This window comes from Bordetella tumbae, from assembly GCF_965139195.1.
GTDB classification, from domain to species: Bacteria; Pseudomonadota; Gammaproteobacteria; order Burkholderiales; family Burkholderiaceae_B; genus Bordetella_A; species Bordetella_A tumbae.
The window spans coordinates 24,877-48,728 of record NZ_CBCSJH010000017.1; the positions used below are offsets into that span (position 1 = coordinate 24,877).

Sequence of the window (23,852 nt, forward strand, 5' to 3'; positions counted from 1 at the left end):
AAAATATCCTCGAATCAACGGGATTGATTTCGTATCTGGCCGATCACTGCCAAGCTGTCGGCCCATTCAGGCTCTCGCGGCGCGAATCGCGTCCGCAAGTAGTTCAACAGATCCTGCACTTGTGCATCATTCAAACTGTCTTTGAATCCTGGCATATAACCGAGATCATCATTGGCCGGCGTCTGAATCCCATGCAGAATGACTTGCACCAGATTATCGGGCGTCGCGGCATGCAGATTCGTATTCAACGCCAATAAAGGCTTTACGCCAAACAATGTCGGGCCCGATGCGGCCTCGTGGCACACCGCGCAGGCATTCTGGTAAATCCGCTCACCCCGCGCATTGCCCTCGAACAGGCGCTGCGCAGACGGCTGCACCACAGGCTTTTGCGCAATGACGGGCGCCGGCGCGGTAGGCGCAGGCCCGCCCGCGACAGGCAGTTCGGGCCCAGATGAGGCAGTGCCAGGCAAGTTGAGCAGATACGTGGCGATGGCGCGCACATCGCTCTCGGGCAATTCGCTCAGCCCTTGGATAACAGGCGCCATGGGCCCTGCCGCCACGCCATGGCTGGCTGAATATCCCGTGCGCAAATATTGAAACAACGCGTCGGGCGTCCATGGCACTTTGCCACTGGCCAAGCGGTCCAGCGGCGGTGCTTCCCATCCCTCGGCCTCGCCGCCGGCCAAATAATTGCCGACGCCTGTCTTTTCGGCTCCCAGCGTATTACGCGGCGAATGGCAGGCGGCGCAGTGGCCAGCGCCCTGCACGAGATAGGCGCCTCGGTTCCAGACGAGAGATTGCACCGGGTCGGGCTCGTAGACGCCCGTATCATGGAACAGCAGATTCCAGCCCGCCATCATCGGCCGCCAGTTATAGGGGAAAGGCAATGCGGTCTGGGGCGGCTCGTTGCGAACGGGCGGCTGCACCATCAAGTATGCATACAGAGCCTGCATATCCGCATCCGTCATCTTGGCAAACGCGGTATAGGGAAAGGCCGGATAGAGTTGGCGGCCGTCTCGATGCACGCCTTCGCGCATGGCACGTTCGAACGCGCGATACGACCACTGGCCTATTCCGGTCTCGTTGTCCGGCGTAATGTTGGTGGTGTAGATCGTGCCAAAGGGCGTATCCAGACCCAGGCCACCGGCATTCGCCTGGCCACCCGGCACGGTATGACACACCACGCAGTCTCCTGCTGCCGCGACCAAACGGCCTCGATCAATCGCTGCCGCTGAGTAGAGCGAAACATCAGGGCCCGCAGTAGGCGCTAGAGCGGGTTTTAGTGGCCAGGCCATGGTCACCACCCCCGCCAATGCGCCCGCTCCGGCGGCCAACCACAGACCACCTCGCCGCAGCCAACTGCGCGCGGATGGCTGCGGGGGAGCTGGAGATGCCAACGCATCGCGCAGTTGCTCCACATTGAATGGCACCTGCCGCAATCGCACACCGGTCGCATCAAAAATCGCATTTCCGATCGCCGCGGCGGCAGGCAGGGTCATCACCCCATCCAGCGCCAGTTCCCCGTGATCGATAGGCTGTGCAGGCGTCAACTCCTGATGTGCATTCAACGGCGCCACGTCATGAGACACCGGCTTATCACCCGGCACAGCAGCGTTACCCGAGCTGCTTGCCCCCCAGTCATCAAATCGCGGCGGCGCTGCGAGCAAGCGGCGGGCAGCGTCCAGCAACCGGGGATCTTGTTCATGAATGGCCGCGCCCTGGGCAGGCTGCAGAGACTGACTGTCACGCCCGACCATCAGGCGCGTCACCTCCACGTTCCCCGTATCCGGTGTTACCTCGACCTCGACCAACCAGGCACTCCATGTTTCCATGGCTGTACCATCAGGCTGCCGCTCCCTGACGTGAGCCGTCGCATAGCCACGACCACGCAAAGGAGACCGATCAGCGGTTTCGCGTTCGACCAAAGCTTGGGATGTCGAAGTCTGCTGCGCAGGGTTCTGCTGCGCTGAAGCTCGCTGTACCGAAACTTGCCGTGCCGAAGCTTGCCGTTCGGAACCCAACGCCGCGAATGCCGTGTTCGCGTCCCCCGGCGCTGCCATGCCGGCCGCCAGCGCCGAACCATTCACTTGTTCGCGCATGCGCCGAGTCAACGCCTGACCCGGCCCCTTTGGCAACAACGACAAACGATACGCCATCGGGTCCATGCCCAATCGCGCTGCCTCTTCATCCAGCAGACTCTCGTGCGCAAACACCTGCATCGCCTCGAACTCCTCGGGCGATGCATGGATCAACGGTGCCGCGACATCACTCGTTGTCCGTACGATTTCTCCCGCGCCTTGCAGCCGAGGCATCGCCACGGGCGCTGCCTGGGCCGGCTGGCTGAGCAATCGCGCCAAACTGGGCCGTGCGCCCCAGGGACGGCTCGCCACCCAACGCGGCATGGCGCCCCCATCGCCGGCAAGCGAACCCTGCTCCTGATCAAACGCTGGGTCTCCTGTGCCGGCCGCCGCAGCAGAGGCAGAGGTGCGTGCAGCCGACGTCGCGCCAGCCGCAGGCTCGCCTGACGGAGCGTGACTCAGCACCATCTCGCCCGGCGTTAACGCGCGCTGCACGGGCACATGCACCGGCCTACCCACGGCACGCGACAGCAGCGCGGCATCTGCCGCCGCATCCAGCACATCCAGGATATGGATTTCACTCCGGCTACGCGGCGCCGTATCGACAAGAGTGATCCGGCCAACAGGCATAGCCAGCAAATGGCTCAGCTCTTCTTGCACGTATCGTTGATAGACTGCCGCACCAGGCAGCCAGGCGGTAGCGTGGCTATCGGTACACCACACCGTCGCGCCCTGGCCGTCCGTCGCAGGATGTTCGGCGGCGCGCCATACATAAGACAGGCCCTCTGACGTAGACACTGTCGTAGCAGATGATATCTGCGACGGCGATTCCATCTCTCGCATCGAGGCAGCAGGGAATTGCCACTTTACGTCAAGCCCATCCAGAGCCTGGCGCGCCAGCATCGCCGATACCGCCACAACGCCGACAAAATCCGCCAGATGTACGACCCGAACCACACCGGGCAAGATCTGGGCACTCGAGGTATCGATGTCCGCCAAGCTCGCGCCGCGATAACGCCTGCCATCCCACAACACTCGCGGTGGACGCAGCAGCGCGCCATGCAGCAATCCGCCGGCAACGCCCGATGGCTCTGCGCGCGGAGAAGAAACAACGACCTCGGGAAACTCGGCGCCGCTCACGGGGCCTCGTCCTCTGAGCTCGGCGGCGCAACTACGGCGGCACGCAGCACTGCGGCTTGGCGAGCCGCCTGCAAAATCTCAATATGCGTACCGCAGCGGCATAAATTGTGGCGTAACTCCTCGCGCAACATCGTGTCGGTCGGATCAGGGCAACGCCGCAGCAACGCCTCGACAGTCATGATCATGCCATTCAGACAGTAGCCGCACTGCGCCGCCTGACACGCGATAAACGCCTGCTGGGTCGGCCCCGGACATTGCTGATCACCCAAGCCCTCCAGGGTCGTGACCTCTCGCTGGCCCACGCCGCGAACGGGAATCACGCAAGAGCGCGCGGCCACCCCATCGATCAACACGGTGCACGCACCACACTCGCCCAGGCCACAACCGTACTTGGGCCCATTCAATTCGAGATCGTTGCGCAAGACCAGCAACAGCGGCGTCGCCGGATCGGCCTGCACCGCTTGCTCCCGTCCGTTGACGAGCAAGCGAAAAACAGGAGAACCCGTAGAGAACGGCGCGTCGGAAACGCTGCTGTATGCCATGATCATCGCTCAGAGATCAAATCGAAAGTGCGTCACTTCACCGCCGCTTTGGGTTGCGGATCGACAAGCGGCACATTGAATACGTCATAACCGAAACACCACGCAGGATCCTCGTTGGTGCGCAGCCACGTATTGTCGTGCGAAATACGCTGAACCTTGCTCGCGCGTTCAGCGCGATTCGCCTCATACAGATCGAAAGCCTGTTGGTAATCGTGCACACCCACTTCCTTGAAACAACGCGTCAGCATCGCCGCATCCTCGATAGCCATGGCCGCGCCTTGCGCCATGTGCGGCTTCATCGGATGACACGCGTCTCCCAACAACACCAGACGGCCCCGGCTCCAGAGCGGCAGCGGATCGCGTTCCAGCAACGACCATTTGGTGACTTCGACCGTCGCGTCGATCAACGCCTGCACGGTCGGATGCCATCCCTCGAACGCATCCCGCATTTCCTGTTTGCTGCTCGGCAGCCAACGGTCATTGAGATCCCACTGTTCGACCGGCACACCCGTCACGTAATAAAGCTCGTCCTGCTTGCCCGTGACGAAGTAGGTCATCATATGCCGATCATCGCTCCACCATTTCACGCAGGGATCAAAGGGCAACATACCGGCCGTGGCCACCGGCGTTGGAAACACCGCACGATGCGCCAGATAGCCTGCATATTTCGGAGGCTCGGGTCCGAGCAGCTCCTCGCGAATCCGCGAGTTCACGCCATCAGCGCCGATCACCAGATCCGCTTCCTCAATGGAACCATCGGCGAAATGCAGGCGCACGACATCGCCCGTATCGTCGACCTTGATCAGGTGCTTGCCAAAGCTCAGCATGTTATCGGGCAAGGCATCAATCAGCAATGCGTGAAAGTCCCCGCGATGCACCGTCAGATAACTCGCACCGTATTCCTTGACGGCATAGTCACCCAACGGAATCTGCGCGAGCACATCGCCCGTCTGCCAATGGCGGCTATGCCAGTACTCGGGATGGGAGCCTTGCTCGTTGAGCGCGTCCTCGATACCGATGCGGCGCAAGATCTTCATGACATTCGGCCCGACGTGGATCCCCGCCCCCTGGCGCGAAAAGGCGGGCGACTGCTCGTAGACGTGAACGTTGAATCCTTCCTTGGCAAGCAGCGAAGCGGCGGCAGCCCCTCCCAGACCTGCGCCAATCACAGCGATTCGAGGTTGTGCGGACATATGAAAAGCTCTCCTGGGAATCAAAAGCTCGCGCCGACGACCCCAGTGTTTGGGAGGCCGGTTTGAAATACGAAAAATTAAAGCGTACACACTTCTTTTTTTAAAATTTACCGGCAAGGAATTTTGCTGACAAGAAAACAATGACGAATATATCTAGGTATTTTCCCTAGATTTTTTTAAATTCCAACATATCGCCGAGAACATTGCGGCATCAGATTTATTTCTATATATTGAGCGTCTACACTGTATTTTCGTCGAGCAACGCCTTGAGCGGGATTCAGAATCGGGCCCGAGCCGTGCCGACTTTCCACTCTCTGGAGACCAAAGTGCCAGCGTCCTCCCCATCATCGACCTATCGCTACGGCGCGCATGTCAATGCGAATGGAATCCGTCAGCACTACCTGCGTTATGGCGCAGACACGCTCCCTGCGCAGCGTCCCGCCATCGTGCTCATTCCCGGCATTACCAGCCCTGCGGTGACCTGGGGTTTTGTCGCCGAACGGCTTGGCCGGCATTTCGACACCTATGTGCTCGATGTGCGCGGCCGGGGCTTGTCCGCATCGGGTCCTGACCTGGACTATGGCCTGGATGCCCAGGCCGCCGACGTGGTGGCCTTTGCCCAGGCGCTCAATCTGCAACGCTACGCGCTGGTGGGCCACTCCATGGGTGGACGTATCGCCGTACGCGCTGCGCGTACTCAGCCCGCCGGACTCACGCAGCTGGTCGCGGTCGACCCTCCCGTGTCCGGACCGGGACGCCGCCCCTACCCTGCCAAACTGCCCTGGTATGTAGACTCCATACGCCAAGCCACACTAGGCATGGACGCCGACGCGATGCGCGCCTTTTGCCCCACGTGGACCGAGCCGCAATTACGCCTGCGCGCGCAATGGCTGCATACCTGCTATGAGCCCGCCATCGTGCAGAGTTTCGAGGACTTCGGCCGCGACGACATTCATGCGGATCTGCCCCATATCCACACACCATTGCTGCTGATCACCGCCGAACGCGGCGACGTCGTCAACGACGATGATGTCGCCGAGTGGCAGACGCTTGCCCCCCAGACACAACACGTGCGCGTTCCCGGTGCAGGGCACATGATCCCCTGGGATAACGAAGCCGGGTTCTATGCCGCCTTTGGCGATTTCCTGGGACAAACACTGGATTGATCACGATAGGGACTACGCCCCATCTCAATCTCATTTCCGTCCACCTCGTATCACACCGGAGTTCGCCATGTCCGTGAGCGATATCGATTTGATTCAAGCCTGGAAACAGGTCCTCACTCTCTCCAGACTCGAGCCTGGCCAGACAGTCACTGTCCTGACCGGCGCCGACACGCATCCGCAAACGCTGCGTTGCGCCATCGCCGCGGCCAGCGATATGGGCGCCAGAGTCAACCGCCTGGACTTGCCGCCCGTCAACGCCGAAAAATCGTTGTCACGCGACTCTCTCGCCTATCTGGGTACAACACCGCTCACGGGCAACCCCGCTGCGATTGCCGCACTCAAGGCCAGCGATTTGGTGCTGGATCTCATGACGCTGCTGTTTTCGCCCGAGCAACACGAGATCCTGAGCGGCGGCACAAAAATCCTGCTGGCCGTTGAGCCGCCCGAGATCCTGTGCCGCCTCGTGCCCACTGCAGATGACCGCACGCGCGTCGTCAACGCCTCCGAACGCATCCAGGCGGCAAGAGAGATGCATATCACCTCGCATGCCGGCACCGACCTGCGGTGCCAGCTGGGAGAGTTCCCCGTCATTTGCGAGTACGGCTTCGTCGACCGGCCCGGGCGCTGGGACCATTGGCCAAGCGGCTTCGTACTGACCTGGCCCAACGAAGGCCAAAGCCAGGGCACTGTCGTGCTGGATCGCGGCGACATTCTGCTGCCACTCAAAGAATACGTGCACGACCCCATCAAACTCACCATCGCAAATGGCTATGTACATGCCATCGAAGGCGGATTGCAGGCAGAGATTCTGCGGGAATACATGGCTTCCTATGAAGACCCCGAGGCCTATGCCGTATCGCATGTCGGCTGGGGGCTGCAACCTCGCGCACACTGGTCGATGCTGGCCCACTACGACAAGGAATCGCACATCGGCATGGACGCACGCGCGTTCGAGGGCAATTTTCTGTGGTCCATGGGTCCCAACAACGAAGCCGGCGGCCAGCGCACCACTGCCTGCCACATCGACATTCCCATGCGCCGCTGCACGGTCAAACTCGACGGCGCACCGACCGTCATCGACGGCATCGTCCAAGACCAGGAAGGGCTGGCACGCGCTGAACGGCGCAATCAATTAAAGGGCGTCGTTCGATGAACACACAAACCATCCCCACTGGCGGCGTACAAGGCGATGTCTCGGCCTACGCACGGCAGGGCTTTGGCACACCCTTGCCGCTCAAAGCCCCCTTTGGCCTGCTGATCGTGGACTTCGTCAATGGATTCGCCGACCCCGCAGTCTTTGGCGGCGGCAACATCCCGCAAGCGATCGACCAGACCACCCATTTGCTCGCTCACGCACGCGCTCAAGGATGGCCCGTCGCGCACAGCCGCATTGTCTTTGCCGATGACGACGCCGATCAGAATATCTTTTGCCTGAAGGTCCCGGGCATGCTGACCCTCAAAGAGGACAGCCCGGCCAGCGCCATCGTCCCTGCGCTCGCGCCAGCGCCGGGGGAATACGTCGTACGCAAAAGCACGCCTTCGGCGTTCTATGGCACGATGCTGGCGCCATGGCTCGCGCAACGCGGCGTGCAGACATTGCTCGTCGCAGGATGCGTCACCAGCGGTTGCGTGCGCGCCAGCGTCGTCGATGCCATGCAGGCCGGCTTTCGCCCTCTGGTGGTAGCCGATTGCGTCGGTGACCGCGCATTGGGCCCGCATGATGCAAACCTGTTCGACATGGCACAGAAATACGCGGCAGTCATGCCGCTGGACCAAGCCCTCGACGACATCGAGGCGCTGTCACGCTAAGCTTATCCAATGAGCCTGCCCCAGCCCAAGCTGCTGCACGACGGATTGCTCGATCAATACGGCACGCTGCTGATCGTGCGCAATCCGGTCGCGCCCCCAAAACCGGCGCCCGGCCAACCCGGCGCGCCATCGGATTACGTACGCGCCACGCCCGAGATCTTCGTCGCCGTCGTGGAGGCTCCCGATACGGCGCAAGGCTGGCGCGCTCTGGCTTTTAACGGACACGTCGATCTGGGCACAGGCATACGCACCGCGCTGGCGCAGATCGTCGCCGAAGAACTCGACATTCCATTCGAGCAACTCGACATGGTGCTGGGCCATACCGAGGCCTCGCCCAATCAGGGCCCTACCATTGCCAGCGCCACCATCCAGATCTCGGCCGTTCCGCTGCGGCGTGCCGCGGCCCAGGCTCGCGAGCATCTGCTGAGCCTCGCAGCGCGGCAGTGGCAGGTATCCGTTCAGGCGCTGCAGGCGCGCCAGGGCATCATCGTATTCAAGGACAGCACGGACACTCGGCAGGCCCACTACGGCGAATTGATTCGCGGCAGGCGTGAACGGCTCACGCTATCCGAAGACGTCGAGCTCAAGCCCGCATCCGAATATCAACTGGTGGGACAAGGGCGCGCGCGTGTCGATATTCCTGCGAAGGCGACCGGCGCGCTTACCTTCGTCCATGACGTACGCATACCGGGCATGCGACACGGCCGGGTCATCCGCCCGCCGTATCCAGGACGTGACGGTGGCGACTTTGTCGGCGCCAGCCTCATCTCGGCGGACGCCGCATCCGTGGCACACCTGCCCGGCAACGTGCAGGTAGTCATAAAAGGGGATTTCGTCGGCGTGGTGGCTGATCGCGAAGAACAAGCCATCGCCGCCATGCGCACCCTGAAGGTTCAATGGCGCGACATCCCGCCGGCTCCCGACCTGAGTGACCTGGACGCGGCGTTACGCGCCAACCCATCCGAGGTGCGTGCCTTGCATCGCAAGGGACATGCGAACCAGGAATTGGCCGAAGCAGCACAGGCCAGCCCGAGCCGCGTGGTCCAGCGCAGCTACGTCTGGCCCTATCAGATGCATGGATCCATCGGTCCATCCTGCGCCGTCGCGGATTACACCGCAGACCGTCTCACGATCTGGTCCGGCACCCAAAACCCGCACATGCTGCGCACCGATCTCGACCGCCTGTTGAAACTGGGCGAGGGCAATATTGAAATCGTGCGCCTTGAGGCCGCAGGCTGTTATGGCAGAAACTGCGCCGACGACGTCTGTGGCGATGCCGCCCTGCTGGCGATGGCAACCGGCACACCGGTACGCGTGCAGCTCACGCGCGAACAAGAACACCAATGGGAGCCCAAAGGCACGGCCCAACTCGTCGACGTGCAAGCCGCGATCGATCCCACGGGCAACTTGCTGGCCTATGACTTCGGCGTACGTTACCCGTCCAACGATGCCCCGTTGCTGGCGCTCCTGTTAACAGGCAGCATTTCCAATCAACCCCGCACCCTGCAGATGGGCGATCGCACGGCGATGCCGCCCTATCGATATCCCCACTTGCAGATCGTCTGCCATGACACGCCACCGCTGGTGCGTGCCTCGTGGCTGCGTGGCGTATCGGCCCTGCCGAATGCGTACGCGCACGAATGCATGATTGACGAGCTCGCGCATCGGGCGGGGGTAGATCCTCTCGAATATCGCCTGCGCCACCTGGACGATGTGCGTGCACGCGACCTGTTGAGCGCCACGGCCGAACGTGCCGGCTGGCAGCCCTTTAGAGCCGGCAGCCGCGGAATCCCCGGAGACGACGGCTTATTGCACGGCAGAGGCATGGCCTACGCGCGCTATATCCACAGCAAGTTTCCGGGTTTCGGGGCAGCATGGGCCGCATGGGTCGTGGATATCAGCGTAGACCCACTGAGCGGGCGCGTACGCGTGGACCGCGTCACGGTCGGTCACGACGCGGGCATGATGATCAACCCCGACGGCGTTCGACATCAGGTCCACGGCAACGTTGTCCAGGCACTGAGCCGCGCGCTGATGGAGCAAGTCTCGTTTGACCCGCAGGGAGTCACCAGCCGAGAATGGGGCGCCTATCCTATTATTAAATTCGGCGAAATCCCGGAGATCGATGTGCTGCTCATGCCGCGCCAGGACGAGCCTCCGATGGGTGTAGGCGAATCGGCATCGCTACCCGGCGCGCCCGCGATCGCCAACGCATTATTCGACGCCACGGGGCTGCGCCTGTGCGCGCCACCGTATACTCAAGAAAAACTGCGCCACGCCATGCATAACACTCGAAGTGCCCATGCCGACCTCTACGCCTGAATCACTGCCATCGCCGGACCAGTCGGACAAAGACAACTCCGCCCCCTACCTGTTTTCGTCGCAGGTCGGTCACCTGCTGCGCCGCGCCTACCAACGCCACACCGCGCTTTTTCAAAAATTCATCCCGGACTCAAAACTGACCGTCGCTCAGTTCGTCGTCATGTGCGCACTCAATGACGACGGTCCGGCTTCGATCGCCAATCTGGTCAAAGCCACCGTCATCGATCAGGCGACCATACGCGGCGTCGTCGACCGGCTCAAGAATCGCGAGCTCATTACCCTGCAAGCCGACCCCGCCGATCGGCGCAAGGTCATGGTGACGCTGACTGATGCAGGCACACAACTCGTCAACGAGATGCAGCCCTTTGCCCACGCCATCACCGAAGAAACGTTCGGACCGCTAAATGACGCAGAACGCGTGGCTTTGCTGTATCTGCTGCGCAAAATCACAGAATCCGAAGGCAGCTCAAAATATCCCGACGTCAACCACGTCTGCACTTGATGCGCCACGCGTATTCACATACAGGCTATACAGCCCCTTTCCGGCAGCCATGAACAGCCGGTTTCCTTTCGCACCGCCAAAGCAGAGATTCGCGCAGCGTTCGGGCAAGTGAATATGCCCGATCGGCGTGGCATCGGGCGCGAATATGCGCACACCGTCCACATCCTCGGCCCCCATCCCCCAACCACACCACAGATTGCCATCCACATCGCAACGCAATCCGTCCGCGGTACCGGGCCCGCAATCAATCAGGTCTCGCCCGTCTGACAACGCTGCCCCCGACACGCGATAGACGCGAATCGTGCGGTTTGGTTTCGCACGCGACGCCACGATATACAGCAGGGTTTCATCGGGGCTGAAACACAGGCCATTGGGCCCTGCCACGTCGTCGGCCACGACGCTGATTTGGCCGGAGGGATCAATCCGGTAGACCCGCTCCGGCAGTTCAGGCTCGGCTTTATCGCCCTCGTAGTCGCTGCTCAACCCGAACGGCGGGTCAGTAAACCAGATCGACCCATCCGATTTCACGACGATATCGTTCGGCGAATTCAGCCGCTTTCCTTCAAAGCAATCCGCCAACACCGTGATACGGCCATCGTATTCGGTACGTGTCACACGGCGATTGCCATGCTCGCAAGTGATCAGCCGGCCTTGACGGTCGCGCGTGTTGCCGTTGGCATAACCCGATGGGTCGCGAAACACGGTGACATGACCCGAGGTATCGTCATAGCGAAGCATCCGGTTATTCGGTATATCGCTATACAACAAATAGCGGCCATCGCCGACCCATACAGGGCCTTCGGCCCATCGTGAGCCGGATGCCAACATCTCCACCGCGGCATGAAACAACCGATACCTATCAAAACGCGGATCCAAGGATTGCACCCTGGGGTCAGGATAACGAGGGCTGACGCGCCAGAATGGATCTGGTGCCAGAATGGGTTTTGTCGAATTCATCGGTGCTTCACGCATGTTGACCAAAATACGCATCTTCCAGACGGGTCTGCAGATCAGCCTCGCTGGTATCCGCCTGCAAAACGATTTCCCCGTGGGCCATGGCATAAACGCGGTCGGCCAGCACCAGGGATTTCTCGACCAATTGCTCGACCAGCAACACGGATGTGCCGGTATCGCGCAGACGCGCCGCGACCTCAAACACACGGTCAACCAGGACCGGGGACAACCCCGCAGAAGGCTCGTCCAGAATCAGCAACCGTGGCCGCTTTACCAATCCCTGGGCCACCACCAGCATCTGTTGCTGCCCGCCGCTTAACGCGCCTGCACGATCATGGCGCTTGGCCTCGATTTCCGGAAAGAATGCCAGGGCATCCCGGATGCGTTCCTGGCGTTCGGTCCGGGAAATGTCATATCCCGCTAGCGCCAGATTGTCCTGCACGGACAACTGCGTAAAGACGTGGTGCCCTTCGATCACGTGCACCAAACCCGCCTGCGCCGCATCACGCGGCGTCGCGCCACGCAGGCTTTTCCCTGCAAATACGACATCGCCGGACATCCATGGCAATAAGCCCGACAATGCCCGCATCAACGTGCTCTTTCCTGCGCCGTTGGGGCCCAGCAGCGCCACGATTTCGCCGGGCTTCACGATCATATCGACGTCGTGCAGGATTTGAATTTTGCCGTAGCCGGCATTCAGGCCCTGTACCTGCAGCAGGCTATTAGGCTCCGAGGTATGCACTGACGACCTCCTTATGCGTACGGATTTCCTGCGGGGTGCCGCTGGCCAGCACCGACCCGAGATTCAGCACCGTGACGTGATCACAAATATCAAAGATCAAATCTGCATGATGTTCCACCAGCAACACTGCCGTTCCACAGCGGCTGATCTCTTTGATGATGTCACCGAGACGCTTGATCTCGTCTCCCGTCAAGCCCGCAGCAGGCTCGTCCAGCATCAGGTATCTGGGCTGCAGCATCAGCGCACGTGCGAGCTCCAGGAACCTCAGTTCACTATGCTGCAAGCGATCGGCACGCACGTGAGCCAGCTGCGACAGCCCCACCGCCTTCAATGCTGACTCCGCCATCTCTCGCAATCCACGCTCGTCCTCTCGATGCCTACCCACCCGCAACAAGGCCTCCAGGAACGTACCGCGTGCACGCGTATATCCCCCTGCCATGACATTCTTCAGGACCGAGGTATCACCCACGATGCGCGGTGTCTGGAACGTACGTGCGAATCCGCGCCTGGCTCTGCCCAAAGGTCGTCCCGAGGGGACTTCCGTGCCACCCTCCATCACCAGGCCTTCCTGAGGCCGGTAATACCCCGAGATCACATTTAGCGTCGTGGTTTTCCCGCTGCCATTCGGGCCGATCAAGCCATGCACTTGCCCACCGTTGATATGCAGGTCCAAACCGTTGATCGCCTTGACCCCGCCAAACGATAAATGCAGATTTTTTAATACGATTCGCCCATCACTAGGCACATTCGCCAAAATCTGGTGCACAGCGCCCAGCTCCGGCTGTATACGCCGGTTTGTCGGCAAGGGGCTGCGTCCTCCAAAATCGAGCAAAGACGCAATTCCACCGGGAATTGCCAGCACAATCACCAACAACAACAGCGCGTACAGGAAATTGGACCACGCCGCCAACGGCGCGGCGATCTCCGGCAAAACGGTCAAGATCAGCGTGCCCAACAGCGGGCCCAAGATAGAACTGCGTCCACCGATCAGGATAGAGATAAAAAACAATACCGACAGTTCGAACGTAAACGCCTCTGGCGTAATGTACGTCTGAAGTGAACTGAACAGCCCTCCCGCGATACCGGCCAGCACGCCTGCAAGCACAAAGACGGCAGCCAATAACTTGGCCTTGGAAATGCCGTAGGCCTCTGCAGCGACTTCCGCGTCGCGGATGGCAATCAATCCTCGTCCAAATCGGCTGTGTGCGATGTTTGCCGTCAATATGGTTGCCACCGCAGCGATGCCCAGGCACAGGTAATACAAGCCCTGATCGGAATCGAACGGCGCCGGCATGGCAGGCCCCGGCACGCCAATTCCGCCGCCCGTCACCGACTCCCAGGCCAAAGCGATCTGCGTCACGATCGTGGCGAATCCCAAGGTGGTCATCGCAAAATAAAACGTGCGCAGCCGCAACGCCGGCAAGCCGACAATCAAGCCAAACAGCCCCCCAACCGCCCCCGCCGCCGCCAGCGCCGTAAACGGCTCCCATGGCTCGGACACGTTACCGGCCACCAATGCACTGGCCGTGTATGCCCCTACCGTCAACAACGCCACATAGCCGATCGCCAATTGGCCCGCATAGCCGACAATCAGATTCAGCCCGGACACCAATATCCAATAGATCGCCGCGCGCGTCGCGATCACTGTCCAGTACGTATTCCCTAATGCTGGCAATGCGATCGCCAGCACCAGCAATACGATGAACGGCAACATGCGCGTCCAGCCTTGCCCCCGATTCATCGAATGACGCTCCATCGCTTGAGGGGTTCCTCGATAAGTCTTTGCGTGCGCGGTCATCACACTCTCCGTGCAGAGTTAGAGCCGAAAATACCTTGTGGCACGGCCATCAACACCACGATAAACAAGACAAACACGGCAATCGACGCAAAAATACCGCCCACGGTAAAGTTCGCCGTCTGTTGAAACAATCCAAGCGCCAGCCCACCCAGTACTGCGCCGCGGTTATTGCCGAGCCCACCCAATGCCACAGGAACAAAGCCGTAGAAATTCAACAACGGGCCATTCGCAAAAAAGGCCAACATCAACTGACCCGCGGCAAACCCGGCGATGCCCCCGATCACGCCTGCCAGGGCATAGCTGATGACCCGCAGGCGCCGCTCCGGCAATCCAATAGAACGTGCAGCAAAGTTGTTCTCCGCCACCGCCAGAAAAGCCAGGCCGATCAATGTGCGCCGATATAAATACTCCAGGGCCAGCACCACAATCACACATGCCGCGACGGGCAGCCAGAACCGTTCATCCAATGGCCCCGACCCCCAGGCCAACAAGCGGGGAAAAGGCTGAGGCTCGGTACCCCATTCGATCGCCGTCACCTGTTGGATCATCAATGCCAATGCCAACGTAGACAGTACATACAAATGTTGGTCCAGGCTTTTCAGCACAGGCCGCACGGCAACAAACTCGGTGATCACGCCGACCAGCGCGCATAGCCCCAAGGTCAGTATGAATGCGACCGGACCGGACATGCCCATGCGCAGCATGAACAAGGACCCGAACACACCACCCAACATTCCAAGCTGCCCTGCCGTAAAGCTCATGACACGAGACGTGGAATACATCGTGTTGTAGGTGATGCCGATCAGGGCATACACCGCCCCGACCGCCAGGCCGGAGCTGATAATGGAAGCCAGCATGACTGCGTTCTCTCGGTCTTATTGATAACCCGGCGCCAATGCGAACGTCCCGTTGCGCGCAGACTTGGCCTCGGACATGACCACTTCCTCGGTGGGATAACCGTTGTGAATCGTGGGCGAGTAGGTATAAGTCCCAAAATATCCGGGGTACGCTTTCAGACTATTCCAATACTCGATGATGTCTTTGGATTGCGACGAGCCGGTTGTCTGCACCGCCTTGGCCACGAGCTCAATCGCGTCGTAGCCGGCCGACACCCACCAGTACAGCGTGTCTTCCAGGCTGACCTTGCCTTTGACCATGTCGAGGAACTCCTGCGAATGCGCGGGCAGCTTGCCGCTGGCGTCATAACTGGCGCTCTTGTAGCCCACTGCATAGACCTTGTCCCAGTTCTCTGGCTTTTCGACCAGCGTGCGCAGCTCGCCCGACGCGAGCGAGGGATGGCCGACAAAAGCGACATCCCAGCCCATATGGGCTCGGGTATTGAACAAACGCGCCTCCATCCCGGTCGAGACACTCCAGATCACGATCACTTGCGCCCCGGCATCGCGCGCCCGCGTCATGTCAGGCGACATGTCGGCTTGTGTCGCGTCGATGTTCGCCGAGTACACCACTTCCGCGCCATCTTTCTTGAAATTGGCTACGCATGCCTTGGTCGCGCTCACGCCATAGCCCGTCGTGTCCCCGATGACGGCGATCTTGGAATATTTTTGCACCTTCAAGCAATAATTACGGCACGCATCATCCCATTGACTGTTCGACGGAGAGATACGAAACGCATTGGGATATTTATCCGTGTTCACCAAGCTATCTATGACGCAGGGATGAATATTCGGCATTTTGGCGCGAGCCATGATCGGCGTGACCGCCAAGGACTCGCCGGAGTTCGTCGGTCCCCAAATGGCATGCACTTTTTGCGAGTTGATCATCTCCTGCGCTGCATTCACTGCTTTGGTAGGATCACCCTGCGTATCGCGCGTCACGATCACGATCTTGCGGCCCTTCACGCCGCCTGCCGCGTTGATGGCTTGCGCAGCAAACTCGACACCTCGATTGAACCCCACGCCTGGGGCAGAGCTCGGCCCGGTCAATGCGGCCAGCCAACCTATCTTGATGTCTTCACTCGAGGCCAGCGCCAGCGCGGGCATGCCTAATGCCGACGCGCCTAATGCGCCAGCGGCGCCCAACACAAAGTCACGACGAGAAACTGTCATTTGTTGTCTCCTAAGGATTGTCATCGCTGGATGGCGCGGGGTTCCCCTGTCTGCCATCCCTCGTCATCGTCACAGCCGTGATTTAACGGCCGCGTTTTTCCAAATGCGCAATACGATCCAGATCAAACGTAAAACCCCAGCCTGGGCGCTGCGGAACGATTGCCATCCCGTCTTCGAACTCGAGGCGCTCCTGGTACAAATCGGAGAACCACGGCATGTACTCCAGGAATATCGCGCTGCTCAATGCGCCCAACACTTGAATACTCATTTCAGGAAACAGATGGCTCGACACGGGAATGTCATAAGCGGCAGCCATATGTCCCACTCGCATGAATTCCGAGACGCCACCTGCTCGCTGCAAATCCGGCATCAGCACATCAGCGCTGCGCAGCTCGATCATGCGGCGGAATCCATAACGCGCATACTCCGTTTCACCACTGGCGATAGGCGTATCCAGGGCGGCCGCCACTCGCGCCAGACCCTCCAGATCCCAGGCGGGCAACGGCTCTTCGAACCAGGCCAGTTTATATTCTTCCAGCATCCGCCCCAGCCGGATGGCTTGGGCCTCGTTCAACCCTTGATTGGCATCGGCCATCAATTTGATATGCGGGCCGATGGCCTCCCGTACCGCTCGCACTCGTTGCACATCGACGGCAGGATCGGGTGATCCCAGCCGCATCTTCACCGCCTGAAAACCTTGTTCCACCATCTGCTGTGCGTCGCGCGCAAGCTCGTCTACGCTGCGATGCAACCACAACCCGCCACTGTGGTAGACGGGCACACGATCCTGCGCGCCCCCGAGCATGCGATACAGCGGCAGGCCTGCCGATTTGGCAGCGGCATCCCATAACGCACCGTCAATGGCCGATATCCCCATGACCGGGATACCCTTCTGCCCGAAGAAATTGAGATCTTTCCAGGCACGCGACCAGAACCCCGCGATGTGGCCGGCGTCCTGCCCCACTACCAGGTCCGCCAACTCGTCGACCATGCGGTGCAACACCCCCGTACGCCGGTTATTCAAGGTGAACACCAAGTTCTCGCCCACCACCCCATCACTGGTATGCAGGCGGACCAGGACGACGCCACACGTCGAAATCGGCCCCAACGCGCTGATGATAGGTTCCTGCAATGCGATCTCTATCGGGCGAGTTTCCAGCTTGACGACTTTCATGCGAGGGCCTCTTCGGTAATACGATGCACGTCTCCGACGCGATATCGCGACATCACTTCTGAATCAGGATCGCAGCCCAAGCCAGGACCTTGGGGCACGTTCAACATTCCATCCACGGCATGCACATAGGGAGCAAAAGGATTTGCCTCCATATCCATCCACAGCACTTCGATCAAGGGCGGCTGGGGCAGTGCTGCGCCAATATGCAGTGTGGCGATAAAACCCGGCCCAAAATACGGTGAATGCGGCACGACACGCACGCCATTCGCAGCGCACAGCGCCGCCACCCTCATGGTGTCGCCGATCCCGCCGATCTTCGTCACGCTGGGCTGCGCGATATCAATGGCCCTGGCCTCCAGTAAAGTCCGAAATCCCTGCAGTCCAGCCACGTTCTCGCCGGCAGCGATCGGGATGCCACATGCACGCACGCGCGCCAGCCCCTGCGCATCTTCAGGTGGCCAGACGGGCTCCTCGAACCAGTACATTCCGTCGTCACGCATACTTTGCGCCATGCCCAGGGCATCAGGTACATCCCAGGCACAATTGACGTCCATCATGATCTGGACATCCCGGCCTTGGACCGCCTCTTGCGATCGCACCAAGGCATCCCGCGTCGTTTCATGCAGCTTGACGTAGCGGAACCCCCTATCGGCTGCTGCACGCGTGTTGCGAGCAGCGATGTCGGCATCGCCATACGCCAGCAAACTCGAATAGGCCTCGAGCTGCGTACGGCTGCCATTACCCAGCAATTGATGCACAGGCAGTCCTGCGCGTTTGCCCAGCAGATCCCATAGCGCGATTTCAATTCCGGACCAGGCGTAGACATAACTGCCATTACGGCCCAGCAAATGTGTGGAATGCAGCACACTGCGCGTCAGGGCCGAGATATCGCCTGCGTGTCTGCCTATCACCAGCGGCGCCACAATCGTATCCAGTGCGGCACGTGTAGCGGGGATCGCAGCATGGCCAAACGCCTCTCCCCACCCTACCAATCCATCCTCCGTCTCCACCCGGACCAGGAGTATCTCCAACCGGTCCCACAGCTTTCCTGCAAACCGGGCATAGGGGCCTCCCATGTCAAACGGCAGCGACACCACGGAAGACTCCACCGACACAATCCTCATGCGTTTGCTCCTCTTCTTATCGTGAGACAGATGGGGTACTGAGTTTTGCAGCGGCATCAACGTCAGTACCGATCAGATGCAATGACTGTAAAAGCCGTCCGAAGCAAAAACAATCGAAGTGGACTAATTCAAAGATAAGCTAGACTTATGTTCACCGTGCGCCGCGCTGATGTATAGCCGCAGCGTTCAGTCGCACGGAGGGCTCTGCAAACATGCAGCCCATATAAAAATTGGCCTTGCCGCCAAGGGGGACACGATGCATTTGACCGTACGCCAAATGGAGGTCATACGCGCCGTCAGTCGATACGGCAGCGTAGGCGAAGCCGCATCGGCACTGGGCATCTCTCAGCCTGCTGTCAGCTTGCTGCTGCGTGAGTGCGCCTTGCACGCAGGCTTTCCATTTTTTGTACGCAAGCGCGGCCGCTTACAGGCCACACGCGAAACGCTGGAAATCATGGGCGAGCTCAATCGCATCTTTGACAGCATCGCTCGCGTCAACCGGCTGGTGGACGACATGCGCGAGCTGACTGAAGGTTCGGTCCAGATATCCACGGTGCCCACGATCGCAGAGAACCTACTGGCTCCGACGAGCGTCCGGTTCCGCGAAGACTGGCCACAGATTCAAATATCGGTCATCGCGACCGACAACGTCAGCGTATCGGACAGCGTGTTCCAGGAACGCGTGGACTTCGGGATCGTGTTGTCGCCGCTCAGCCAGGACGGACGAATGATCGAAGGCCGTCTGACTGATTTGTGCGAGGCCGAACTGGTTTGTGTCGTGCCTGAAGATTGTCCGCTGGCCAAACTGCCTGTTGTCACCCCGCGGGATCTGGAGCCCTATCCGTTGATATCGTTTGATAAAAACCTGCCACTGGGTGCCCTGATCGAGGAAAGCTATCGCATCGCAGGCGTCAAACGAAAAATCGCGCTGTCAGTGACGTTGACCGCTGTCGCCTATTCGCTGGCGCGCTCCGGTGCAGGCGTGGCGATTATCGATCCCTTTTATTTGCTGACTGGCCGGAATCAGGGGGTTGCCACCATTCGGTTTCAGCCACGTATGCCCGTCAAGGCGCAATTACTGCTGCCCAATAACACACCGCTCTCCCGGCCCGCGCAGCTGTTTGTCGCGGCTTTGAAGAAAACCGCCGTCTCGCTCAATGACTCGCTGCCACGCGAAGCCAATCTCTAAAGTCTGGAACGTTCCCCCACCGTCAACCAGCTCGCCGCGCAAATGCGCCCGGCTCGAAATCATCTACCGCCACGACACGCCTGACAGCCTCTTCGGCGGCCTCGATCTGACGGGCCTGCTCGTCCGTGATCGCCCCACCGCGATGCGCCTCGCGCCAGTCTCGCACGCCCTCGCGTTTGAGCTTATCGTGCAGCGGCTGTACCGCGTTGACCAAGCCGAATGCACGCTCCAATTGCGCCAATACATCGTCGCCCTCACCGCGCTGCAAATTCGCAGTCAGCCTGTCACGCGTGGGCGATGGCGCCAACAATAAATCGGCACACTCTCGCGTCAGCGCATCACTGGGGCCGCGATTCAAACGTACAGGCAGCACTATCGCTCGCAACAGCCAAGCCAGCGGACGCTTTGGCAAATTCGCCAGCACCTGGTCAAAGCGGGTTTCCAAACGCGCGCAACCGTCCTCCATGCACCACTGCACCAACGGCAGATCCGCGTGGCAGCGTCCTTCGTCCTCCCAGCGTTTGAGCACAGCCGACAGCAAATACAGCTCCGCCAGGATATCCCCCAAGCGGGCCGACAGCATTTCACGGCGCTTCAGCGCGCCGCCCAAGGTGCCCATCGCGACATCCGCGACCAGGGCAAATGCCGAGGCATAGCGGCCCAGCCTGCGGTATTGCCGCGCAATCGGCCCGCTCGATGGCGCGCGTGCCAACACACCGCCCGTCCAGGCGCGTCCCCACGCACGCAAGCCGTTCTTGGCACTGTGCCCGAGATGACGCCAGAACACGTCATGAAAGATCTGCAGCCCACGCTCATCATCCTCATCCCCCAATGCCAGGACCTCCTGCATCAAGTAAGGATGTGCTCGAATCGCGCCTTGGCCGAAAATGATCAGGCAGCGCGTCAAGATATTGGCGCCTTCTACCGTAATAGCGATAGGCAATGCTCGATACAACGAGCCCAAGTAATTCGATGGTCCATCGATGACGGCCTTGCCGCCATGCACATCCATCGCATCGTTCACCGCCTCGCGCATACGTTCAGTGGCGTGGTACTTCATGATCGCCGATACCACCGCTGGCTTATGCCCTTGATTCAACGCCGCGCACGTCAAGCGGCGCGCCGCCTCGACCAGGTAGGCATTGCCCGCCAGACGGCCCAACTTTTCCTGCACGCCTTCAAAGCGGCCGACCGCAATACCGAACTGCTGACGCACACGTGCATACATACCCGTCACGTGCGCGCTGTACACCGCCGCTGCCGCCGACAGCGAAGGCAGCGAAATCCCGCGCCCTGCCGCCAACGCACTCATCAGCATCTGCCAGCCATGGCCAGCCTTTTCCGTTCCGCCGATCAACGCATCCAGCGGCACAAAAACATCCTCACCCTGATTCGGACCATTTTGAAATACCTGCATGGAAGGCAAATGGCGGCGTCCTATCGTGATCCCGGGCGTATTCGTCGGCACCAACGCCACCGAAATCCCCACATCCACAGCACCACCCAGCAAGCCATCCGGGTCCTGCAGCTTGAATGCCAGGCCCAGGACCGTCGCAATCGGTCCCAGCGTGATGTATCGCTTGTGCCAATTCAGACGAATCCCTAATACCTCTTGGCCGTCTACCATTTGACGGCACACAACACCGGTATCGACCATCGACGCAGCATCCGAGCCCGCCTCGGGACTCGTCAGGCCAAAGCACGGCACCTCGGTCCCGTCCGCCAGGCGCGGCAGCCAATAATCGCGTTGCTCGGGCGTACCGAACTGCAGCAACAGCTCTCCTGGCCCCAGCGAATTGGGCACCATCACCGTCACGCCCGCGGTAATGGAATACGCGGAAATACGCCGCACGACTTCCGAATGCGCATAGGGGGAGAACCCCAATCCTCCGTAGGAGGCCGGAATGATCATGCCAAAGAAACGCTGCTCGCGCATGAACTGCCAGACAGCCTCAGGCAGATCCCCCTGGTGCCAGGTGATATCCCACTCATCCAGCATCGCGCACAACTGGGCCACCGGGCCACCCAGAAACTGTTGTTCGGCAGCGGTCAAGGTTGCCTGCGGCACGGCGAGCAACTTGTTCCAGTCAGGATCCCCGGTAAACAGATCCGCGTCCCACCAGACATCTCCCGCCTCGATGGCCTCTCGCTCCGTGTCGGACAGGCCGGGCATGGCCTTGCGAGCCCAGCGGTAGGCAGGTTCAGAAATACGGCGACGGCGCCAGGCGTTGAAATCCATATGCAACCTTGTATAGAAGTGCGCGTACGTAACCAAGTTAACAGAATTGCCGGTCTGCGGCATCCCCGAGACCTGCCAAGTCTGCGACAATGAGCCTCGCCGCGAACGGCTTTTTCCACGCTGCTCTTGCCTTTTGTCATGCTCAATAAACTCTGGTTGGGATTCTTTCTTGCTGCTGCGGCGGCCGCCTCGTACCGTTGGCTGGTCATCGGCGACGCCGAGGTCTTCCGCCAGATCGTGGTCAGTCTGTTCGATATGGCGCGCGTCTCGGTCGAAGTCATGGTGCTGTTATTCGGCACCCTGACGCTATGGCTGGGCTTCCTGCGCATTGCCGAGTCCGCCGGTCTGGTCGAAAAGCTCGCGACGCTGCTCGGTCCGCTGTTTGCCCGCTTGATGCCCGAGGTCCCGCGCGGTCACCCTGCCATTGGCCTGATCACGCTGAACTTCGCCGCCAACGGCCTGGGCCTGGACAATGCCGCCACCCCGATCGGCCTGCGCGCGATGCGCGAGCTGCAAACACTGAATCCAAAACCAGACACCGCCACCAACGCGCAAATCCTGTTCCTGGTGCTCAATGCCTCATCATTGACGCTGCTGCCGGTCACGCTATTCATGTTCCGCGCTCAACAGGGTGCGGCGGACCCGACGCTGGTCTTCCTGCCGATCCTGCTGGCCACCAGCGCCTCGACCATCGCCGGCTTGCTTGCCGTCGCCCTGTGCCAACGGCTGAAGCTCTACGACCCCGTCTCCCTAGCCTGGTTAGGTGGCGCAGCGTTATTGCTGGGTGGCTTTATGGCGCTGCTGGCCAGCATGTCGGCCGCCGCCATTGCCAGCTTGTCCTCGTTATTGGGAAACCTGATGCTGTTCGGCGTATTGCTGGCGTTCCTCATCGTCGGTGCCTGCAAACGCGTCCCGGTATACGAAACCTTTATCGCCGGAGCCAAGGAAGGCTTTGACGTCGCTAAAAGCCTCCTGCCCTATCTGGTCGCAATGCTCTGCGCAGTCGGCGTATTACGTGCCTCGGGTGCTCTCGACATCGTCCTGGACGGTATCCGCTGGCTGGCACATGCGGCAGGCTGGGACACCCGGTTCGTCGATGCGCTGCCCACTGCACTGGTCAAGCCCTTCTCCGGCAGCGCCGCGCGCGCCATGATGCTGGAGACCATGACACACTTCGGGGTGGACAGTTTTCCTGCCCTGCTCGCTGCCGTCATGCAGGGCAGTACCGAGACTACCTTCTACGTCCTGGCCGTCTATTTCGGCTCCGTCGGCATCCTGCGTGCCCGGCATGCCGTCGGGTGCGCACTGATTGCCGATTTGGCGGGGGTGCTCGCCTCGATTGCGGTGTGTTATTGGTTCTTTGGTTGACTGGTTTGGAATCAAGCGTCATCGATAGGCGGATGTCATGGCTGTGAAAGCGTTCCTGCCGGGGGCCTGAAAGCCGCACCGGCCCTATCGCAACGGCTCGGCGCAAGACCAGGCGCCGAGGTCCCCTTCGGGGACTNCCCGNCGCTCAACGGGCCGGCATAGCCATTGGGCACCCGACAGGAACTCACAGCAGCAGCAGGCCAAAGATGCCAACCCCAAACCTCCGGTACACCACGCCCCAACGTTATTTTTGGCCGCGCCCGTAGGCGGCCAAAAATAACAACCCTGCAAAATCTTCTTCCTTGCCAAAGCCTGCCCCACGAAGCCTAAGCAAGGCACCCGTCCCAGCGATGCGGCGAGCTTGAGACATCGCGAGTCGAGCANGGGCAATCACGGNGTGGGGGCGCCTCGTGGTCGAGCGAGGGAAACCGAAGGAGCGCAGC

At 60.5% G+C, this 23,852-nt stretch carries 18 protein-coding genes; 7 read left to right on the forward strand and 11 right to left on the reverse strand.

All coding sequences use genetic code 11. The features are described from left to right. Positions 1–14: 14 nt before the first annotated feature. Genes ACNA0J_RS17490 through ACNA0J_RS17500 form a run of 3 tightly spaced genes read right to left on the reverse strand, consistent with a single transcriptional unit; the run spans position 15 to position 4,953 of the window. Positions 15–3,218 carry a c-type cytochrome gene (locus ACNA0J_RS17490; RefSeq protein ID WP_415820132.1) on the reverse strand — a complete coding sequence of 1,068 codons (3,204 nt, stop codon included), beginning with the start codon at positions 3,216–3,218 and terminating at the stop codon, positions 15–17. Then, positions 3,215–3,760: a (2Fe-2S)-binding protein gene (locus tag ACNA0J_RS17495; RefSeq protein WP_415820133.1), complete on the reverse strand. Its 546-nt coding sequence runs from the start codon at positions 3,758–3,760 to the stop codon at positions 3,215–3,217. The genes ACNA0J_RS17490 and ACNA0J_RS17495 overlap by 4 nt, the downstream gene beginning before the upstream one ends. 32 nt (positions 3,761–3,792) lie before the next feature. Further along, the gene (locus tag ACNA0J_RS17500; RefSeq protein ID WP_415820134.1) at positions 3,793–4,953 is read right to left on the reverse strand and encodes an FAD-dependent monooxygenase; all 1,161 of its coding nucleotides are present in this window, start codon (positions 4,951–4,953) and stop codon (positions 3,793–3,795) included. A 326-nt stretch (positions 4,954–5,279) separates the two neighbouring features. Here ACNA0J_RS17500 and ACNA0J_RS17505 point away from each other — a divergent pair, with 326 nt between their 5' ends. The 5 genes from ACNA0J_RS17505 (at position 5,280) to ACNA0J_RS17525 (ending at position 10,752) form a co-directional block, all read left to right on the forward strand. After that, positions 5,280–6,119, forward strand: coding sequence for an alpha/beta fold hydrolase (locus ACNA0J_RS17505; RefSeq protein WP_415820135.1), 840 nt, complete (start codon positions 5,280–5,282; stop codon positions 6,117–6,119). A 67-nt stretch (positions 6,120–6,186) separates the two neighbouring features. Then, on the forward strand, positions 6,187–7,272 hold the full coding sequence (locus tag ACNA0J_RS17510; protein WP_415820136.1) for a 2,5-dihydroxypyridine 5,6-dioxygenase: 1,086 nt from the start codon (positions 6,187–6,189) through the stop codon (positions 7,270–7,272). Next, a complete protein-coding gene (locus tag ACNA0J_RS17515; protein ID WP_415820137.1) occupies positions 7,269–7,928 on the forward strand; it encodes an isochorismatase family protein in 660 nt (219 codons plus the stop codon). Before ACNA0J_RS17510 ends, ACNA0J_RS17515 begins: the two co-directional genes overlap by 4 nt. Positions 7,929–7,937: 9 nt before the next feature. Next, positions 7,938–10,250 carry a xanthine dehydrogenase family protein molybdopterin-binding subunit gene (locus ACNA0J_RS17520; protein WP_415820138.1) on the forward strand — a complete coding sequence of 771 codons (2,313 nt, stop codon included), beginning with the start codon at positions 7,938–7,940 and terminating at the stop codon, positions 10,248–10,250. After that, positions 10,231–10,752 carry a MarR family winged helix-turn-helix transcriptional regulator gene (locus ACNA0J_RS17525; protein WP_415820139.1) on the forward strand — a complete coding sequence of 174 codons (522 nt, stop codon included), beginning with the start codon at positions 10,231–10,233 and terminating at the stop codon, positions 10,750–10,752. The genes ACNA0J_RS17520 and ACNA0J_RS17525 overlap by 20 nt, the downstream gene beginning before the upstream one ends. Here ACNA0J_RS17525 and ACNA0J_RS17530 read toward each other — a convergent pair. From ACNA0J_RS17530 to ACNA0J_RS17560, 7 genes are all read right to left on the reverse strand, one after another. Then, positions 10,717–11,709, reverse strand: coding sequence for an SMP-30/gluconolactonase/LRE family protein (locus ACNA0J_RS17530; protein ID WP_415820140.1), 993 nt, complete (start codon positions 11,707–11,709; stop codon positions 10,717–10,719). The two genes, ACNA0J_RS17525 and ACNA0J_RS17530, sit on opposite strands and share 36 nt — an antisense overlap. Positions 11,710–11,716: 7 nt before the next feature. Then, on the reverse strand, positions 11,717–12,448 hold the full coding sequence (locus ACNA0J_RS17535; protein ID WP_415820141.1) for an ABC transporter ATP-binding protein: 732 nt from the start codon (positions 12,446–12,448) through the stop codon (positions 11,717–11,719). Then, positions 12,429–14,246, reverse strand: a complete 1,818-nt coding sequence (locus ACNA0J_RS17540; RefSeq protein ID WP_415820142.1) for a branched-chain amino acid ABC transporter ATP-binding protein/permease — start codon at positions 14,244–14,246, stop codon at positions 12,429–12,431. The genes ACNA0J_RS17535 and ACNA0J_RS17540 overlap by 20 nt, the downstream gene beginning before the upstream one ends. Further along, positions 14,246–15,103, reverse strand: coding sequence for a branched-chain amino acid ABC transporter permease (locus ACNA0J_RS17545; protein WP_415820143.1), 858 nt, complete (start codon positions 15,101–15,103; stop codon positions 14,246–14,248). The genes ACNA0J_RS17540 and ACNA0J_RS17545 overlap by 1 nt, the downstream gene beginning before the upstream one ends. An 18-nt stretch (positions 15,104–15,121) precedes the next feature. Continuing rightward, complete coding sequence (locus tag ACNA0J_RS17550) at positions 15,122–16,315, reverse strand: ABC transporter substrate-binding protein (protein WP_415820144.1); 1,194 nt, start codon at positions 16,313–16,315, stop codon at positions 15,122–15,124. A gap of 82 nt (positions 16,316–16,397) precedes the next feature. Then, a complete protein-coding gene (locus tag ACNA0J_RS17555; RefSeq protein WP_415820145.1) occupies positions 16,398–17,489 on the reverse strand; it encodes a mandelate racemase/muconate lactonizing enzyme family protein in 1,092 nt (363 codons plus the stop codon). Beyond that, positions 17,486–18,613 (reverse strand): mandelate racemase/muconate lactonizing enzyme family protein, encoded by a 1,128-nt coding sequence (locus ACNA0J_RS17560; RefSeq protein WP_415820146.1) that lies wholly within the window; start codon positions 18,611–18,613, stop codon positions 17,486–17,488. Before ACNA0J_RS17560 ends, ACNA0J_RS17555 begins: the two co-directional genes overlap by 4 nt. 256 nt (positions 18,614–18,869) lie before the next feature. On the opposite strand from ACNA0J_RS17560, the gene ACNA0J_RS17565 reads away from it, so the two are divergent. Then, on the forward strand, positions 18,870–19,802 hold the full coding sequence (locus ACNA0J_RS17565; protein ID WP_415820147.1) for a LysR substrate-binding domain-containing protein: 933 nt from the start codon (positions 18,870–18,872) through the stop codon (positions 19,800–19,802). Positions 19,803–19,824: 22 nt separating this feature from the next. On the opposite strand, the gene ACNA0J_RS17570 is transcribed toward ACNA0J_RS17565, so the two are convergent. Continuing rightward, complete coding sequence (locus ACNA0J_RS17570) at positions 19,825–22,041, reverse strand: acyl-CoA dehydrogenase (protein WP_415820148.1); 2,217 nt, start codon at positions 22,039–22,041, stop codon at positions 19,825–19,827. Between the two features lie 138 nt (positions 22,042–22,179). On the opposite strand from ACNA0J_RS17570, the gene ACNA0J_RS17575 reads away from it, so the two are divergent. After that, positions 22,180–23,409: a nucleoside recognition domain-containing protein gene (locus tag ACNA0J_RS17575; RefSeq protein WP_415820149.1), complete on the forward strand. Its 1,230-nt coding sequence runs from the start codon at positions 22,180–22,182 to the stop codon at positions 23,407–23,409. Positions 23,410–23,852: the final 443 nt, after the last annotated feature.

What these genes read in the sequence shown, in the direction of transcription:
- ACNA0J_RS17495 (WP_415820133.1), bottom strand. Translation starts at nt 3,760, where the DNA reads ATGGCATACAGCAGCGTTTCCGACGCGCCGTTCTCTACGGGTTCTCCT.
- ACNA0J_RS17500 (WP_415820134.1), bottom strand. Translation starts at nt 4,953, where the DNA reads ATGTCCGCACAACCTCGAATCGCTGTGATTGGCGCAGGTCTGGGAGGG.
- ACNA0J_RS17510 (WP_415820136.1), top strand. Translation starts at nt 6,187, where the DNA reads ATGTCCGTGAGCGATATCGATTTGATTCAAGCCTGGAAACAGGTCCTC.
- ACNA0J_RS17515 (WP_415820137.1), top strand. Translation starts at nt 7,269, where the DNA reads ATGAACACACAAACCATCCCCACTGGCGGCGTACAAGGCGATGTCTCG.
- ACNA0J_RS17520 (WP_415820138.1), top strand. Translation starts at nt 7,938, where the DNA reads ATGAGCCTGCCCCAGCCCAAGCTGCTGCACGACGGATTGCTCGATCAA.
- ACNA0J_RS17525 (WP_415820139.1), top strand. Translation starts at nt 10,231, where the DNA reads ATGCCGACCTCTACGCCTGAATCACTGCCATCGCCGGACCAGTCGGAC.
- ACNA0J_RS17530 (WP_415820140.1), bottom strand. Translation starts at nt 11,709, where the DNA reads ATGAATTCGACAAAACCCATTCTGGCACCAGATCCATTCTGGCGCGTC.
- ACNA0J_RS17540 (WP_415820142.1), bottom strand. Translation starts at nt 14,246, where the DNA reads ATGACCGCGCACGCAAAGACTTATCGAGGAACCCCTCAAGCGATGGAG.
- ACNA0J_RS17545 (WP_415820143.1), bottom strand. Translation starts at nt 15,103, where the DNA reads ATGCTGGCTTCCATTATCAGCTCCGGCCTGGCGGTCGGGGCGGTGTAT.
- ACNA0J_RS17550 (WP_415820144.1), bottom strand. Translation starts at nt 16,315, where the DNA reads ATGACAGTTTCTCGTCGTGACTTTGTGTTGGGCGCCGCTGGCGCATTA.
- ACNA0J_RS17555 (WP_415820145.1), bottom strand. Translation starts at nt 17,489, where the DNA reads ATGAAAGTCGTCAAGCTGGAAACTCGCCCGATAGAGATCGCATTGCAG.
- ACNA0J_RS17560 (WP_415820146.1), bottom strand. Translation starts at nt 18,613, where the DNA reads ATGAGGATTGTGTCGGTGGAGTCTTCCGTGGTGTCGCTGCCGTTTGAC.
- ACNA0J_RS17565 (WP_415820147.1), top strand. Translation starts at nt 18,870, where the DNA reads ATGCATTTGACCGTACGCCAAATGGAGGTCATACGCGCCGTCAGTCGA.
- ACNA0J_RS17570 (WP_415820148.1), bottom strand. Translation starts at nt 22,041, where the DNA reads ATGGATTTCAACGCCTGGCGCCGTCGCCGTATTTCTGAACCTGCCTAC.
- ACNA0J_RS17575 (WP_415820149.1), top strand. Translation starts at nt 22,180, where the DNA reads ATGCTCAATAAACTCTGGTTGGGATTCTTTCTTGCTGCTGCGGCGGCC.